Annotated in this window: 11 protein-coding genes and 1 pseudogene; 3 read left to right on the top strand and 9 right to left on the bottom strand. The window is 69.7% G+C overall.

The features are described 5' to 3' along the window. Positions 1-60: 60 nt before the first annotated feature. Both ACNPQM_RS23535 and ACNPQM_RS23530 read right to left on the bottom strand, forming a co-directional pair. The gene (locus ACNPQM_RS23535; RefSeq protein ID WP_418085612.1) at positions 61-3,933 is read right to left on the bottom strand and encodes an endo-alpha-N-acetylgalactosaminidase family protein; all 3,873 of its coding nucleotides are present in this window, start codon (positions 3,931-3,933) and stop codon (positions 61-63) included. A 294-nt stretch (positions 3,934-4,227) separates the two neighbouring features. Next, entirely contained in the window at positions 4,228-4,752 is a 525-nt protein-coding gene (locus tag ACNPQM_RS23530) for a hypothetical protein (RefSeq protein ID WP_366136785.1), read from the bottom strand. A gap of 225 nt (positions 4,753-4,977) precedes the next feature. Between ACNPQM_RS23530 and ACNPQM_RS23525 the strand changes: the two genes are divergently transcribed. Together ACNPQM_RS23525 and ACNPQM_RS23520 are read left to right on the top strand one after the other, a co-directional pair. Further along, the gene (locus ACNPQM_RS23525) at positions 4,978-5,601 is read left to right on the top strand and encodes a YceI family protein (protein ID WP_418085611.1); all 624 of its coding nucleotides are present in this window, start codon (positions 4,978-4,980) and stop codon (positions 5,599-5,601) included. 324 nt (positions 5,602-5,925) lie between these two features. Next, on the top strand, positions 5,926-6,099 hold the full coding sequence (locus ACNPQM_RS23520) for a hypothetical protein (protein WP_358862740.1): 174 nt from the start codon (positions 5,926-5,928) through the stop codon (positions 6,097-6,099). 301 nt (positions 6,100-6,400) lie between these two features. Here the strand turns inward: ACNPQM_RS23520 and cimA are convergent, their stop codons facing one another. The 6 genes and pseudogenes from cimA to ureA form a co-directional block, all read right to left on the bottom strand. After that, positions 6,401-8,008 (bottom strand): citramalate synthase, encoded by a 1,608-nt coding sequence (cimA, locus tag ACNPQM_RS23515; RefSeq protein ID WP_358862739.1) that lies wholly within the window; start codon positions 8,006-8,008, stop codon positions 6,401-6,403. Positions 8,009-8,286: 278 nt separating this feature from the next. Further along, positions 8,287-8,436: pseudogene (locus ACNPQM_RS23510) on the bottom strand (alpha-ketoglutarate transporter); the annotation flags it as partial. 175 nt (positions 8,437-8,611) lie between these two features. Further along, a complete protein-coding gene (locus ACNPQM_RS23505; RefSeq protein WP_418085610.1) occupies positions 8,612-9,220 on the bottom strand; it encodes a TetR/AcrR family transcriptional regulator in 609 nt (202 codons plus the stop codon). Positions 9,221-9,341: 121 nt separating this feature from the next. Beyond that, positions 9,342-10,379, bottom strand: coding sequence for an agmatine deiminase family protein (locus ACNPQM_RS23500; protein ID WP_418085609.1), 1,038 nt, complete (start codon positions 10,377-10,379; stop codon positions 9,342-9,344). A 13-nt stretch (positions 10,380-10,392) separates the two neighbouring features. Continuing rightward, positions 10,393-12,084, bottom strand: a complete 1,692-nt coding sequence (locus tag ACNPQM_RS23495) for an urease subunit alpha (RefSeq protein ID WP_358862159.1) — start codon at positions 12,082-12,084, stop codon at positions 10,393-10,395. Beyond that, a complete protein-coding gene (ureA, locus tag ACNPQM_RS23490; RefSeq protein ID WP_358862160.1) occupies positions 12,081-12,788 on the bottom strand; it encodes an urease subunit gamma in 708 nt (235 codons plus the stop codon). The genes ACNPQM_RS23495 and ureA overlap by 4 nt, the downstream gene beginning before the upstream one ends. A 126-nt stretch (positions 12,789-12,914) precedes the next feature. Between ureA and ACNPQM_RS23485 the strand changes: the two genes are divergently transcribed. After that, the gene (locus ACNPQM_RS23485; protein WP_418085608.1) at positions 12,915-14,348 is read left to right on the top strand and encodes a cytosine permease; all 1,434 of its coding nucleotides are present in this window, start codon (positions 12,915-12,917) and stop codon (positions 14,346-14,348) included. Between the two features lie 63 nt (positions 14,349-14,411). Here the strand turns inward: ACNPQM_RS23485 and ACNPQM_RS23480 are convergent, their stop codons facing one another. Next, positions 14,412-15,500, bottom strand: coding sequence for a branched-chain amino acid aminotransferase (locus ACNPQM_RS23480; protein ID WP_358862162.1), 1,089 nt, complete (start codon positions 15,498-15,500; stop codon positions 14,412-14,414). Positions 15,501-15,511 lie beyond the last annotated feature (11 nt).

Raw genomic sequence — 15,511 nt, 5'->3', positions numbered from 1 at the left:
GGACCGAGACCGCCCCCACCCCCTCACCGCTTGTTCACTCAGTGCTCACCGATCGCTCAGTCAACTCCCGCAGTGGAATCGTGCGTTGCCCCAGTCCGCGTGGTCGTTTCCGTTGCCGTCGCCGCCGTCCCCGACGACCAGCTCGACGTACTTCGCTCCGGTGACGTCCGCCGTGAGCGACCAGGCGGTGTCGGCCGCCTTGAGCACCGGTGACTTCACCTTCTCCGTGCCGTCGGCCGTGACGCTGAACTGCACACTGCCCGCGCTCTTCTGGACATCGTCCACGCCGACCTCGGCGGTGAACGAGGTGCACTGGCCGCCCAGGTAGTAGCGGATCTTCGCGGGGGCGTGGCTGCCCAGGCCCTTGGCGTAGACGGTGCCACCGATCGTCAGCGGGGATCCGTCGCCGGCGCCCGTCTCACCGTTGGACATGTCACGCTCGACCGGTCCCCAGCCGTTGCTGGCAGAGGTCCAGTCCAGGTCGCTGGCCCAGCTGTCCGTAGTGGGCGGCGGCGGCAGTGTCCGTACGGACGTCTGCGCGCCGAGGGTCCGCTTCGCGCTGCCGACCGTGTAAGACACCTCGGAACTCAGCTTGTACGTCTGGTACTTGGCGTCCACCGGCGGAGTGACCCGCCAGCCGGCGGTGGCCTTGGCGCCCGCCGCGACCGAGTCGAAGGTGATCGCGCCCACGGGCTCCGCCTTCCAGCCGTCCGGGACGGTGAGGCCCACCGAGACACCGGTGACCGCCGTCGCCTCGTAGTTGGTGAAGCTCGCCTCGACGACGCCTGCGACGCCCGGCTCCAGGGTCTCCGCGGGCGGGTCGATGCTGAGCGTTCCGCAGGCGGCCATCTCACCGGCCGGGGCGGCGCCGAGGTCGGTCACGGTGAACCCGTCCAGGACGAAGTCGGCACCGTCGGGTGCGTCGTCACGCTTGCGCAGCCCGGTCCAGGTGTCACCGCAGCCCGCCGTGACGGTCTCGGAGAAGTGTCCCGTGGTGCGCTGCTGACCGATCGCCGTGGTGCGGGTCTCGACCGAGTCCGGGGTGCCGTCGGCCGTGATCCGGTCGTACCCGTCGACCCACTCGTAGGCGCCGGCGTGGCTGGACTGGTAGTCGTACTCGACCTTGTAGCGGTGGCCGTCGGCCATCGGCACGGTCCAGGGCGCGGTCCGGTAGACGAGCCCGCCGTTCTCCTCGTGGGCCTTGAGGGACTCCTTGCCGCCGATCACGTCGTCGACGAGCTTCCCGTTCCAGCCGGCCTGGGTGTACGGGGCGTGCAGCTGGGAGATGACGGTGCGGGGGTCGGTGGAACCGCCCGCGTCGCCCTTGAGGAAGGGGCCCCAGCCCTGGTCGACGTCCTCGAAGTCCTCGTGGACGACGGTGTTCTCCTTCGTCGCCGGGGCGTTGGCGACGATACGTACGTCATCGGCCCGCACGCTCGCCGTGCTGCCTCCGGCCGCTTCGATACGGAACGTGGTGCGGCCGCTCGCGGGCGCGGTGAAGTTCACCTTGGCGCGCTGGAAATACGTGCCGTGCCAGTCGGACGCAGCGACGTAGTCCTTGGCCGTGGAGCGGTCCACGACGACGGACTTCCCGCCGGCCGAGAGTGTCGTGTGCCGGGTCTTTCCGGGCTGGACCTCGATGAGCGCGGACGCGGTGTAGCGCTTGCCGGGCGTGAGGCCGGAGATGCGCTGCGAGAGTGCCGTCGTGCCCGTGCCGGAGAGCTTGGCGCTGTTGCGGCCCCGGCCGTCGGTGTCGCGGGCGACGGTGCCGGTCTTCGACCAGGCGTCGAGCCGGCCGTCGTTGAAGCCGGGGTCGCCGACCGGGGTGCCCTCGCCCCACTTGGCGTCGGCGGCCTTCGGCGCCTCGTCCGGGTAGAGGACGTACGGCTGTCCGGCCTCGGCCGTCAGCGTGATCCTCCCGCCGACGGGCTTGACCGTGCCGGCCTTGACCCGGCCGTTGTCGGTGAGCTTGTAGACGGTGTACTCCCCCGTGGACGGCACGGCCCAGCTGCTCGTACCACCGGACTTGCTGTAGTGGTAGAGCTTCTTCCCGCCGTCCCACGGAAGCAGGTAGTCGGTGCCGCTCAGCACCTTGCGGCCGTGGTCGTAGAAGGTCCGCTTGCCGTCCTCGACGGTGCCCCGGACATCACCGGTGAAGGTGATGTCGTTGCCGTCCCAGCGGATGATCTTCTGGTGCTGGAGGTACTTGGCCGGCAGGTTGCGCTGCCAGATGTTGTCGTAGAAGGCGTTCCAGTCGGTCTCGCCGGTCCAGCCCTCGAACTCGCTGATGGCGGTCTGGCCGAGGACCGGGTTGTTGTTCCAGACGTCCTTCTCGCTGTTCCGGATGAACCGGATGATCTGCGAGTTGAGGCCCTTGTTGGCGGCGCCGCCGTAGTCGAGGTCGTTGGCCCAGTGGGACCAGAGCGTGCCGCGCTCGAACTTGTCGGACCACTCGCTGCCGACGTTCCAGCCCTGCTTCTGCAAGGTCTGGAGGGTCTTGTCGGCGATCCAGCCGTGCGTGTAGTAGACGTCGATGTAGAGGAAGCTCAGGTTGCGGTCGGTCTCGTCGCGCAGTTGCTGGAAGCGCTTGGCCAGGTCGCCGCTGTTGATGTCGCGGCGCTGGTCGATGTAGTAGCTCTGGCCGAGCCAGTTCCAGCCGGGCCTGGTCTTGTCGACGAGCTTCTCGTCGAAGGCGTTGGCCTCCGCGTACGCCTCGGTGGCGTTGACGTGGACGCCGAAGGTGGCGCCCCACTTCTTGCCGTCCTTGAGAAGCTCGTTGAGGTCCTTCAACCCGCCGGCGCGCTTGTTGTAGTTGCCGCCGTAGTCGGGGTGGGCGGAGTCGTGCCCCTCGGAGGCGTACCCCTTGAGGATCGCCCTCTGCCCGAGACCGTCCGTGGACAGCGAGACCCGCTTGACGTCGTCGAGGGTCCGCAGGAAGGGGTGGGTGGCCTGGCTGGCGAAGTTGAACGGAATGTGGGTGATGACCCGGTCCGGGGTGTCGTCGCCGCCGGGAGCGGTCACGCCGATGGTGCGGAACGCGACCGCGCCGTCCTGCCAGTCGACGGTCTTGTCGCCGTTGGCGTCGGGCGTGACGACGACCTTCGCCCAGGGGAGGTTGTCCCCGCTCGCCGGCTCCGGTGCTCCGGCGCCGCGGTAGGTCCACTGCCCGGACCAGACACCGACCCGGACGCTGCCGTCGTCGGCCTTGCGTGCCTGGTGCCAGAACCGGGCGCCGTCGCCGCCGGTGGCGCCGGACGGCTTGTCGTACGAGGAGTTGGACTCGATGGCCGCCGCGAGCGAGCCAGTGTTGACGATCGCGTACGAGGCGCCGACCGGCGCCTTGTCGGCGGCGGTGTCCGCGGTGACCTTGGCGAAGACGTCGGCGGTCCGCGTGGAGTTCGTGTCGAGCCGGGTGAACGCGGTGGCGGCGCCGGTGTCGGTGGAGCCGACGGAGACCAGGTCGTGGCCGGGGATGTCGATGGTGCCGACCCGGAACGCCTCGGTGTCGCGGACGGCCGTCACCTCGAAGGTGGTGGCGCGCCCGGAGACCGAGAGCGAGGCGTCGATCTCGACGCCGGGCAGATCGGTGAAGGTCAGCGTGTACCGGGCGGTCGTGTCCGTGACCTCGGGTGCGGCCTTGAGCTTCACGGCGTGTGCGGTGCCGTTGAGGGTGACCTCGGTGACCGGTTTCGTGGAGCCGGACAGCTGGTTGCCACTGGCCCGGTCGGTGTACGACAGGACGCGCGGGAAGTCGTCGGCAACAGCGACCGAGAGCTGCGGCGATCCGATGACGGCGGCGTCCGCGGGGACGGCTGCGCCGACTGCGGCGGGTGACTGGGTGGCGGCTGTGGCGGGGAGCGCGGTCCCCACCAGCGCCAGGACGGCGGCTGAGGCGGCGGCGACAGCGCCCGCCGAAGTGAATCTTCGCGACATGTTCCCTGAGTAGTCCCCCTGTCCGGACACCGTCAATGACCTGCTACGACTCGGGGCGTTCCAGTCCAACAACCCCGTTGCGTAAGTCCAAGTGGACGGTGTGCGTCCATCGGTCGACGCCTTGGGGGCGGGATGTCAGGGAACGGAACGGGGCGGCCGGACCGCCTCGCGTCCCGTGCCGATCGCACCGATGCGGCTGCCCCGGACCGCGGCGGCCCGCAGGGCGTCGGCGACGCGGGTGCCCCCGGTTCCGCCGGAACCGGGGGCACCTGTGCAAGCAGATACAGCGCGCGGTCAGCAGCCGCCGCAGTTGTAGTACGTCACGTCCCAGTGATTGCCCTCGTCCGCATAGATGTTGCCGGAGGCGGACTTGTACTGGGGGGCGCCGTCACCGCGGAGCCCTATGTAACTGAAGACACCGTGGACGTAGTTGGTGAGACAGGTGGACTTGCCGAAGTCGAGCTTGTAGCCGTTCCAGTGCGAATACGTACCGCTGGCGTGCCCGGTCTCGGTGCCGCCGGTGATGTTGAGGGCGCAGCCCGTGGCGCTCTTGAGGGTCTGGGCGCCCTGGGCGGTGGCCAGGTTCAGCTGTTCGAACGAGGTGCAGGTGGAGTTGTTCCGGTCGGAGCAGCCGCCCGAGGACGACCAGGTGATGCCCGACGCGCGGAACATCGACGTCGCCTGCGCGTGCGTGAGCTTGGTGACGGCGTGCGCCTCGGTGGCGCCGCTGCCGAGGGCGCCGACTCCGGGGGCGAAGAGGGCGCCGAGAACGAGGGCGAGGGCGGTCAGGACGGGGCGCAGGGTCATGCGGGACACCATGGGGGGACTCCTCCTGCTCATGACAACTAGGGCAGGGAGATAGTGCCCGAGTTCTACGCGCGTCCGCCAGAGGGCCTCACGTGACCGCGAGGTGAATGTCGCCCTTCCGGAAACGAATCGGCCCCTTGATGTTGAACTTTGAACAAGATGGGTCTACAGTCAATCTCGTTGAAGGTTAAACATCCACTTCGACCGCCGCTCGATCACGCCCCCCGAGGAGGAGCCATGGCTCTGTTCAACCGCAAGTCCACCGCCGCCCCGTCCGCCCCCGCCCCCGCCACCGTCGCCGTGGACCCGGCCCTGACCGCCCTGACCGGCGAGTACGCCATCGACCCGGCCCACAGCAGCATCGGCTTCACCGTGCGTCACGCCATGGTCACCAACGTGCGTGGCTCCTTCGGGGAGCACGAGGGCACCCTGAAGCTGGACGGTCACAACCCCGCGAACTCGGCTGCCTCCATCGACGTCAAGATCGCCAGCGTCGACACCGGCATCACCGACCGTGACGGCCACCTGGTCAGCGGCGACTTCTTCGACGCCGAGAAGTTCCCCCTCATGTCGTTCCGCTCCACGCAGGCCGAGCAGCTCGGTGGCGACAAGTACCGGATCACCGGCGACCTCACCATCAAGGACGTCACGCGCCCGCTCGCCATCGACCTGGAGTTCAACGGCTCCGCCACCGATGTTTACGGCAACGAGCGCGTCGGCTTCGAGGGCAGCGCGGACATCCTCCGCTCCGACTGGGGCCTGACCTGGAACGCGGCGCTGGAGACCGGCGGCGTGATGGTCAGCGACAAGGTCAAGCTGAACTTCGACATCTCCGCGATCAAGGCCGCCCCGCAGGCCTGATCCCCGGAAATCCTCGGGCCCGGGCGCGCCCGCCTTCCACTTCCCCGCCGGGGAGGAAGGCGGGCGCTCGGCATTTCCTTCCGCCGCGGCCCTGACGCCGTCCGGGCCGGGAGCAAGAGGATCTGCGGCGCTCCCGGACACGGGGAACGACACGCGATTCGCCCGGAAGTTGACCCCATTGGGCTCTCTGGAGTCGCTGATTGCTTGCACACAGTGTGATCTGACATTGCGCACCGCGACGAGAAGCGGGCGCCGGACGGGGCAGCCCGGGCTGAAGAGCCGGGGGCGGCCCTTGCCAGTCAAGATCGAGAAGTGGAGAACTCAATGCAGCACAACGAGGGTCAGCGCGTGGAGTACCGGGACGCGGACAACAAGAAGTGCCAGGGCGAGATCACCAAGGTCAGCGGCACCGGCCCGTCGACGACGTACACCATCAAGAATGACAAGACGCACCGTGACGACAAGGTCCGGGAGATGCAGATCGACCAGAACCTGTAGGTGCGACTCCCCCGCTGATCCGCTGCCCCTGCCCCCGGTAGGCCGGGCTCGGGCAGGACGCTGATCCAGGGAGTACAGGGGCGCCCGCCGCCGCGGCAAAGCGGCCGTGCGGGCGCCCTCACTTCTGCGCGGTGGCGGACGGAGCCGGTGGGCGGGCAGCACCGACTCTCAGAAGCCGCCGCCGCCCCTGAAAGTCCTCAACTCCGGAGCGCCTCAAGCGGTCCGGTACGCCGTCTTCAGCTCGGCCGGCGCCCGGCCGGATCACCGGTGAGCGGGGGGTGGCCGGCGTCGGACCGCGCAACTACTCCGTGGGCTCGACCCCGGCCCGCAGCAGGCCGTAGGTGTACGCGTCCTCCAGCGCCTGCCAGGACGCGGCGATGACGTTCTCCGCGACGCCGACAGTCGCCCAGTCACCGGTGCCGTCGCTCGTGGTGATCAGCACGCGGGTGGTGGACTCGGTGCCGGTGCGGCCCTCCAGGATGCGGACCTTGTAGTCGACCAGCTCCAGCTTGGCGAGCTGCGGGTAGATCCGCTCCAGGCCGACGCGCAGCGCCCGGTCGAGGGCGTTGACCGGGCCGTTGCCCTCGGCGGTGGCGACGATCCGCTCGCCCTTCGCCCAGAGCTTCACGGTCGCCTCGTTGGCGTGCGTGCCGTCGGGTCGGTCCTCGACGATCGCGCGCCAGGACTCCGTACGGAAGTAGCGGCGTACCCGGCCCTCGGCCTCGGCACGCAGCAGCAGTTCGAAGGAGGCGTCCGCGGCTTCGTACGTGTAGCCCTTGAGCTCACGCTCCTTGACCCGCTCCACGACCCGGCCGACGAGCTCGCGGTCGCCCCCGAGATCGATGCCGAGCTCCTTGCCCTTGAGCTCGATGGAGGCACGGCCCGCCATGTCGGAGACGAGCATCCGCATGGTGTTGCCGACGAGCGCCGGATCGATGTGCTGGTAGAGGTCGGGGTCGACCTTGATGGCGGAGGCGTGCAGTCCGGCCTTGTGGGCGAAAGCGGAAACACCCACATAGGGCTGGTGAGTGGACGGCGTGAGGTTGACGACCTCGGCGATGGCGTGCGAGATACGGGTCATCTCGGCGAGTGCGCCCTCGGGGAGGACGCTCTTGCCGTACGTGAGTTCCAGGGCGGCGACGACGGGGAAGAGGTTGGCGTTGCCGACCCGCTCGCCGTACCCGTTGGCGGTGCACTGGACGTGCGTGGCGCCCGCGTCGACGGCGGCCAGGGTGTTGGCGACGGCGCAGCCGGTGTCGTCCTGGGCGTGGATGCCGAGCCGGGCGCCGGTGTCCGCGAGGACGGTGGAGACGACGGCCTGGACCTGGGCGGGGAGCATCCCGCCGTTGGTGTCGCAGAGGATGACGACATCGGCGCCGGCCTCATGGGCGGCCCGGACGACGTCCTTGGCGTACTCGGGGTTGGCGCGGTAGCCGTCGAAGAAGTGCTCGCAGTCGACGAAGACCCGGCGGCCCTGTTCGCGCAGGTAGGAGACGGTGTCGCGGACCATCTCCAGGTTCTCTTCGAGGGTGGTGCGCAGGGCGAGTTCCACATGCCGGTCGTGCGATTTGGCGACCAGCGTGATCACCGGGGCTCCGGACTCCAGCAGCGCCTTGACCTGGGGGTCATCCGACGCCCTGGCACCGGCCCTGCGGGTCGCACCGAAGGCGACCAGCTCGGCGTTCTTGAACTCGATCTCCTGCTGGGCCCGGGCGAAGAACTCCGTGTCGCGGGGGTTGGCGCCGGGCCAGCCGCCCTCGATGAAGCCCACGCCGAAGTCGTCCAGGTGCCGTGCAATGGTCAGCTTGTCCGCGACCGTCAGGTTGATGCCTTCACGCTGTGCACCGTCGCGCAGTGTGGTGTCGAAGACATGGAAGCTGTCGTCGGTGGGCTTGGCCTTGGTGGTCATGCTGGTCTGACTCCTGTCGGATGAGTGGATCCGGACGATTGGGCTCCACTTGCCCCCATCATCCCGCGCGCATCGCTCCGGCCGAGGTGAGGGCCGGAAAACGAAAAAACCCCTCGCGGGTGCGAGAGGTCTGCGCGCGGGTCTGGGGCACGGTGGCCGCTCCGTATCTGGTGGTACGGGACGGTCACTGCGGACCGGCGCGCCTGTTGCCAATAATCATGACGAACGAGGACACGGAGGCAGTCTCGCACAGCACTGCCTCCGCGCCCCCGGCCGTCTCAGGATGCGGGCGTGACGCTCGCCGCTCCGGCCGGCTCCGTCCGCCCGCCCTCGGCAGCCACCGCGCCGACCCGGCCCAGGTCGATGTCACGGGTCTCACGCATCGTCGGATAGACGACCAGGGAGACCGCGGCGCACCCCGCCACGTACGCTTCGTTCACGGCCGGGGGAACGACAGCTCGGTCTCGGCGAGTTCCAGGTACCACGCGTCGTCCGGTACCGGGCAGAAGCGCTCGATCGCGTAACCCTGTCCGGCGTGCCGGCAGGTGCTCAGCATGGATCAGACCTCAGGCTGCCGCTCTGCCGGGCGTCCGCGCACGACATTCAGCCGAGCGTCTCGTCGATGAACTCACCGATGTGGGCAAGGACTTGAGGCCGGTCGGAACCAGGGAGACCCATCGCCACATGGGTGCTGAAGCCGTCCAGCAGGGCCCGTATCCGAGTGGCGTACCTGTCCGCGTCGACCGCGCGCAGCTCGCCGCGGGAGGCTCCCTCGACAAGGAGGGCGACCAGGTCGCGGTGCCAGGAGAGCTCGATGTCGAAGAGGCGGTTGCGGGACTCCTCGTCGACCCCGTGGGCGCGGTTCCACAGCTCCAGCCAGAGCGTCCAGTGCGGATCGCGGGGGCCGTCCGCGACGTACAGATCGATGTACGAGTCGAGACGCTCGCGGACCGGGACCTGGCGGGCGAGGGCCGAACGGCGCTGCGCCCCGAGCTGTTCCTCGCTCCACTCCAGGGTCTGGAGCAGCAACTCGTCCTTGGTGCGGAAGTAGTAGAGCAGGTGCCCGCTGCTCATGCCGACCTCGCGGCCGAGGCCCGCCATGGTGAGCTTCTCCAGCCCGTGCTGGGCGATGTTCTCCATCGCGGCGGCCAGCACGGTCTCCCGCGGCGGGGCGGCGTTCCGCCGCCGCGTGGTGCGAGCGGGCTCGGGCATGGGATTCTCCGTGGTCGGCGGGGATCTCAGCATACGGGCAGGCGGTACAGCGCCGCCGGGGCCGGAGAGGGTGAGGACCCCGTCCGGCCCCGGCGGTGTGCCGTGGGGGTGATGGGCGGTGTCAGACGCGCGGCTGCTGCTGGGTGATGCAGTGGATGCCGCCACCGTTGGCGAAGATCGGGCGGGCGTCGACCGACGTCACCTCGCGGCCCGGGAAGAGGCCGCGGAAGATCGCCGCCGCGTTCTCGTCGCGCTCGGCGTCGCCGAAACCGCACAGCACCACGCCGCCGTTGCAGATGTAGTGGTTGATGTACGAGTAGTCGACCCAGTCGCCGTCCTCCTTCAGGACGGTCGGTGCGGCCACCTCGATGACCTCCAGCGTGCGGCCCTTGGCGTCCGTCCGGGTGCGCAGGAAGGCGGCAATCTCCTTGCAGACCTCGTGGTCGGGGTGGGCCGGGTCGGGCTGGGTGTGGACCAGGACCGTACCGGGACGAGCGAAGGAGGCGACGATGTCGACGTGGCCCAGGGTGCCGTATGTGCCGTAGTCCGCGGTCAGGCCGCGCGGCAGCCAGATGGCCTTGGTGGTGCCGAGGTGGGCGTGGATCTCGGCCTCGACTTCCTCCTTGGTCCAGTGCGGGTTGCGCTCGGGGCCGAGCTGGACGGTCTCGGTCAGCAGGACCGTGCCCTCGCCGTCGACATGGATGCCGCCGCCCTCGTTGACGAGCTTGGAGGCGTACGAGGCCACGCCCGCCAGGTCGGCGACATACGCGGCGATCTTGGAGTCGTGCTCCCAGGCGGCCCAGTCCTGGGCGCCCCAGCCGTTGAAGATCCAGTCGACCGCGCGCAGTTCGGTGCCGTCGGTGACGAAGGTGGGGCCCATGTCGCGCATCCAGGCATCGTTCAGCTCTCGCTCGACGATGTCGATCCCGTCACCGAGGTAGGTACGGGCGTTGTCGGTCTCGCCGGGACCGACGACCACGGTGACCGGCTCGAAGCGGCGGACGGTTCGGGCGACCTCGGCCCAGGCGGTGCGGGCCGAGTCCAGTTCCTCGGCGTCGGTGAAGGTGGCGTTGAGGCTGGGCCAGGCCATCCAGGTGCGCTCGTGCGGAGCCCACTCGGCGGGCATGCGGAAGCCGTCGGCGACGGGGGTGCTGCTCATGCGGGGAGGGTCCTCACAGGAAGTACAGGCGGTTGAGGGAGACGGATTCGGCGGGCTCGGAGCGGATCGGGTCGCCGTCGAGGGAGACGAGGCCGGTGCGGCCGTCGACCTGGACGTCTCCGATACGGGAGTTGAGCATCAGGTCGGCGGGGCCGATGCCACGGGTGCCGCGGACAGCGACCCGACGGCGGCGCGTGAGCATCCGGTCGTTGCCCTGCTCGAGTGCGGCACCGGCGACGAACGCGACCGATATGTCGGCGGCGGTGGCGCCGTGGCCGCCGATCTGCGGGCCGAGGACGAGCGGCTCGCAGGTGTCGGTGGCGGCGTTGGGGTCGCCGGTGACGCCCCAGGCGGGGAAGCCGGACTTCAGCACCAGCTGCGGCTTGGCGCCGAAGTACTCCGGACGCCACAGCACGATGTCGGCGAGCTTGCCGGCCTCGATCGAGCCGATCTCGTGGGAGAGGCCGTGGGCGATGGCCGGGTTGATGGTGAGCTTGGCCATGTAGCGCAGCACACGCGCGTTGTCGTCGTGTTCGCCGTCGCCGGCCAGGGGGCCGAGCTCGGCCTTCATCTTCCCGGCCATGGCGAAGGTGCGGCGCACGGTCTCGCCGGCGCGGCCCATGCCCTGGGCGTCGGAGGAGGTGATGCCGATCGCGCCCAGGTCGTGCAGGACGTCCTCGGCGCCCATCGTGCCCGCGCGGATACGGTCGCGGGCCATGGCGGCGTCGCCGGGCAGGTCCGTCTTCAGGTCGTGGACGGAGACGATCATTCCGTAATGCTCGGCGACCGCGTCCCGGCCGAAGGGCAGGGTGGGGTTGGTGGACGAGCCGATGACGTTCGGCACACCCGCCATCTTGAGCACGTTCGGTACGTGTCCGCCGCCGCAGCCCTCGATGTGGAAGGCGTGGATCGTACGGCCGTCGAGGACGCGCAGGGTGTCCTCGACCGAGAGGCACTCGTTGAGGCCGTCGCTGTGCAGCGCGACTTGGACGTCGTGCTCCTCGGCGACCCGCAGGGCGGTGTCCAGAGCACGGGTGTGCGCGCCCATGTCCTCGTGGACCTTGAAGCCCAGGGCGCCGCCCTCGGCGAGGGCCTCGACCAGTGGCGCGCCGTGCGAGGAGGAGCCGCGGCCGAGGAAGCCGATGTTGACGGGCCAGGCGTCGAAGGCGTTGAAGGCGTGGTTCAGGGCCCATGGCGAGTTGACGCCGACGCCCCAGACCGGGCCGAACTCCTGGCCGATGATCGTGGTGACGCCGGAGCTGAGCGACGCCTCCATGATGCGCGGCGACAGCACATGCACATGGGTGTCGATGGCGCCGGCGGTGGCGATCATGCCCTCGCCGGAGACGATCGAGGTGCCGGTGCCGACGACGACGTCGACGCCGTCGAGGGTGTCGGGGTTGCCGGCCCGGCCGATCGCGTGGATGCGGCCTTCCCGGATGCCGATGGACACCTTGCGGATGCCCTGCACCGCGTCGATCACCAGGACGTTGCTGATGACGACGTCGCAGGTCTCACGGACCGCGGCGGCCTTCAGGTGCAGTCCGTCGCGGGCGGTCTTGCCGAAGCCGGCCAGGAATTCCTCGCCCGGCTTCTGGGCGTCGGACTCGACACGTACGACGAGGCCGGAGTCGCCGAGGACGACCCGGTCACCGGCACGGGGGCCGTGTACGGCGGCGTAGTCACGAGGGTCGATGGTGGTCATCCCTCAGCTCCGTTCTGCTCGGACCGGTCGGCACCCAGGTATCCGCAGGCCACTGCCCTGCGCAGGGCCTCCTCCTTGGCGCCCGGCGCGTCCAGCGGGCCGTCGACGAGGCCGGCGAAGCCGATGGCGACGCGCTCGCCGCCGATCGGCACGAGGCCGACCTCGGCCTCGCCGCCCGCGTCGAAGCGGGCGGAGGAGCCGGCCGGGATGCTCAGCCGCATGCCGTAGGCAGCGGCACGGTCGAAGTCGAGGCGGGGGTTGGACTCGAAGAAGTGGAAGTGCGAGGTGACGCTGACCGGGACGGCCGCGGTGTTCCGCACGACGATGCGCACCTCCGGCTCCGGCTCCTCGTGGGCCGGTCCAGGCAGCACCGCGCCGGGGGCGGCGTCGCCGAGGGAGCCTCCGCCGATCGGGGCGGAGACGACCGCGAGCCGGGAGCCGTCGTCGAACACGGCCTCGACCATCACCTCGGTCACCACGTCCGCCACACCGGGCAGCACGTCGTCGGGGCCGAGCACGTTGCGGGCCGCCTCGATGGCCTCGGCGAGCCGACGACCGTCGCGGGCCGCCTCGCAGACGGTGTCCGCGATGAGAGCGGTCGCCTCGGGGACATTGAGCTTCAGCCCGCGAGCACGGCGGGCCCGTGCCAGTTCGGCGGCACCGAAGAGCAGGAGCCGATCTCGCTCGGTAGGGGTAAGTCGCACGTCAGTACACCTCCAATTTGAACATCACTCTAATCAAGATTTTCCCATCTGGAAACCATTGACGGAGAGCCTTGCTTGGGCTCATATAGAGCGGCACTCAAACTGTCGAACGTCAGGGGCGTCCGAATGCCGATAGAACAGCGCGGAGTCGACACCATCCCGGAGGCGGAACGCACCAGCGCCCCGCGCGACCTCGTCTCGATCCTGCTGGGGTCCAATCTCTGCCTGGGCGTGATCGTCTTCGGCTGGCTCCCGGTCTCCTTCGGCCTGGGCTGGTGGGCCTCGGTGAGCTCGATCGTCGCGGGCACCCTGCTCGGCACCCTGCTGACGGCACCGCTCGCCCTGGTCTCGCTGCGCACCGGAACCAACCTCTCCACATCGTCCGGCGCCCAGTTCGGCGTGCGCGGCCGCCTGGTCGGCTCGATCGTGGGTCTGCTGCTCGCCCTCGGCTACACAGCGCTGACCGTCTGGATCGGCGGCGACGCGATGGTGGGCGCCATGCATCGCCTCTTCGGGCTGTCGACCGGGGGTCTCTCGTACGCGGCCGTGTATGCCCTGCTCGCCGCCGCCACCGTGATCGGCGCGGTCTACGGCTACCGGATTCTGCTGCGTCTCTCCCGCGTCCTCGCCGTCGCGATGAGCGCGCTGCTGATCCTGGGCATCGTCGCGTACGCACCGCACTTCACCACCGCCGCATTGCCCGGCACCGGCGGCTATCTGCTCGGATCCTTCTGGCCGACCTGGCTGCTGGCCGTGGTCGCAGCAGGACTGAGCGGCCCGATCGCGTTCATCACCCTGCTCGGCGACTACACGCGGTACATCTCCCCGGCCCGTCACTCCTCCCGGAGCGTGCTGCGCGCAAGCTGGATCGGCCTGCTGATCGGTCTGCTCGTCCCGCAGCTCTTCGGTACGTTCACGGCGTACGCCTCCCGGGCGGCCCTCGACTATGCGGGACCGCTCGTCGACGCCTCCCCCACCTGGTACCTGATCCCGCTGCTGATCGCCGCCTCCGCCGGTTCGGTCGGCAACGCCGGCCTGATGCTGTACTCCATGGGCCTCGATCTGGATGCGATCCTGCCGCGGGCCTCGCGCCCCCAGGCCACTTTCGCGGTCGCGGGCGTCGCCACGGCGTGCGTCTTCGTCGGGCACTACGCCTGGGACGCCGAATCCGCGATGACGTCGTTCGTCCTGCTGCTGACCGCCATCGGCACCCCATGGGCGGTGATCACCCTGATCGGCTTCGTCCGATGTCACGGTGTCTACGACTCGGAGGCCCTCCAAGTCTTCAACCGGCGCTCGCGCGGCGGCGCCTACTGGTACACGGCCGGCTGGAACCTGCCCGCCACGACCTCCTGGGCCCTGGGCGCGGCAGTGGGCCTCTCCGCCGTCTCGCTGCCCTCGTACGAGGGTCCGCTGCTCTCCCTGACCGGCGGGGTGGACTGCAGCTTCCTGCTGTCGGGCCTGGTGGGCGGTGTCGCGTACACGGCGCTGACGCGGGGCAGGCGTACGGAGCCCGCGGTGTCGGCCGACCCGGAGGCACAGCCGTCCACCGTGTCCTGAACAGGAACGACGACGCCCGCCCCGGCTGCTGCCGGGGCGGGCGTCGCGGTACGGGACCGTGGCTCAGCCGAGCGGGTGCATCCAGCCGTGCGTGTCCTGCGCGACACCGCGCTGGATGTCCAGCAGGCGCTCGCGCAGCTTCAGCGTGACCTTGCCGGGCTCCCCCTCGCCCTGGGTCCACTCGCCGCCCGCGGACTTGACGACGCCGACAGGGGTGATGACGGCGGCGGTGCCGCAGGCGAAGACCTCGGTGAGGGTGCCGTTCTCGGTGTCGGCGCGCCACTGGTCGATGGAGACGCGGCCTTCCTCGGACTCGTAACCGAGGTCGCGGGCGACCTGGAGCAGCGAGTCACGGGTGACGCCGGCGAGCAGGGAGCCGGTCAGGGACGGAGTGATGATCTTGTTCCCGTACACGAAGTACAGGTTCATGCCGCCGAGCTCCTCGACCCACTTGTGCTCCACGGCGTCGAGATAGGCGACCTGGTCGCAGCCCTTCGCGGACGCCTCGGCCTGGGCCAGCAGGGACGCCGCGTAGTTGCCGCCGGTCTTGGCGTCGCCCATGCCGCCGGGGACGGCGCGGACGCGGTCCTCGGAGAGCCAGATCGAGACCGGCTTGACGCCACCGGCGAAGTACGCGCCGGCGGGCGAGGCGATGACGATGAAGAGGTACTCGTTGGCCGGCTTCACACCGAGGCCGACCTCGGACGCGATCATGAACGGGCGCAGGTAGAGCGACTCCTCGCCGCCGTGGGCCGGAACCCATGCCTTGTCCTGCTGGACCAGCGCGTCGCACGCCTCGATGAACGTCTCGACCGGGAGCTCCGGCATGGCGAGCCGGCGCGCGGAATGCTGGAAGCGCTTGGCGTTGGCCTCGGGGCGGAAGCTGGCCACCGAGCCGTCGGGCTGGCGGTAGGCCTTGAGCCCCTCGAAGATCTCCTGCGCGTAGTGCAGGACGTTGGTGGCGGGGTCGATCGACAGCGGGCCGTAGGGAACGAGCTGGCCGTCGTGCCAGCCGCGGCCTTCGGTCCACTTGATGATCACCATGTGGTCGGTGAAGTAGCGGCCGAATCCGGGGTTGGCCAGCATCGCCTCGCGCTCCGCGTCGGACAGCGGGGTCGAAGAGGGCTTGAGCTCGATCGTGGGCGTCGTCATGTGCATGTCCT

Origin of the sequence: Streptomyces sp. NPDC056231 (genome assembly GCF_048270745.1) — a bacterium.
Taxonomy (GTDB): domain Bacteria; phylum Actinomycetota; class Actinomycetes; order Streptomycetales; family Streptomycetaceae; genus Streptomyces.
The sequence above is the reverse complement of the archived record's forward strand: the minus strand, read 5'-3'. Positions and strand labels throughout refer to the sequence as shown.

Coding starts and splice junctions, on each gene's coding strand:
- cimA (WP_358862739.1), bottom strand. CDS start 8,008: ATGACCACCAAGGCCAAGCCCACCGACGACAGCTTCCATGTCTTCGAC.
- ACNPQM_RS23505 (WP_418085610.1), bottom strand. CDS start 9,220: ATGCCCGAGCCCGCTCGCACCACGCGGCGGCGGAACGCCGCCCCGCCG.
- ACNPQM_RS23520 (WP_358862740.1), top strand. CDS start 5,926: ATGCAGCACAACGAGGGTCAGCGCGTGGAGTACCGGGACGCGGACAAC.
- ACNPQM_RS23530 (WP_366136785.1), bottom strand. CDS start 4,752: ATGGTGTCCCGCATGACCCTGCGCCCCGTCCTGACCGCCCTCGCCCTC.
- ACNPQM_RS23535 (WP_418085612.1), bottom strand. CDS start 3,933: ATGTCGCGAAGATTCACTTCGGCGGGCGCTGTCGCCGCCGCCTCAGCC.
- ACNPQM_RS23500 (WP_418085609.1), bottom strand. CDS start 10,379: ATGAGCAGCACCCCCGTCGCCGACGGCTTCCGCATGCCCGCCGAGTGG.
- ACNPQM_RS23495 (WP_358862159.1), bottom strand. CDS start 12,084: ATGACCACCATCGACCCTCGTGACTACGCCGCCGTACACGGCCCCCGT.
- ACNPQM_RS23480 (WP_358862162.1), bottom strand. CDS start 15,500: ATGACGACGCCCACGATCGAGCTCAAGCCCTCTTCGACCCCGCTGTCC.
- ACNPQM_RS23485 (WP_418085608.1), top strand. CDS start 12,915: ATGCCGATAGAACAGCGCGGAGTCGACACCATCCCGGAGGCGGAACGC.
- ACNPQM_RS23525 (WP_418085611.1), top strand. CDS start 4,978: ATGGCTCTGTTCAACCGCAAGTCCACCGCCGCCCCGTCCGCCCCCGCC.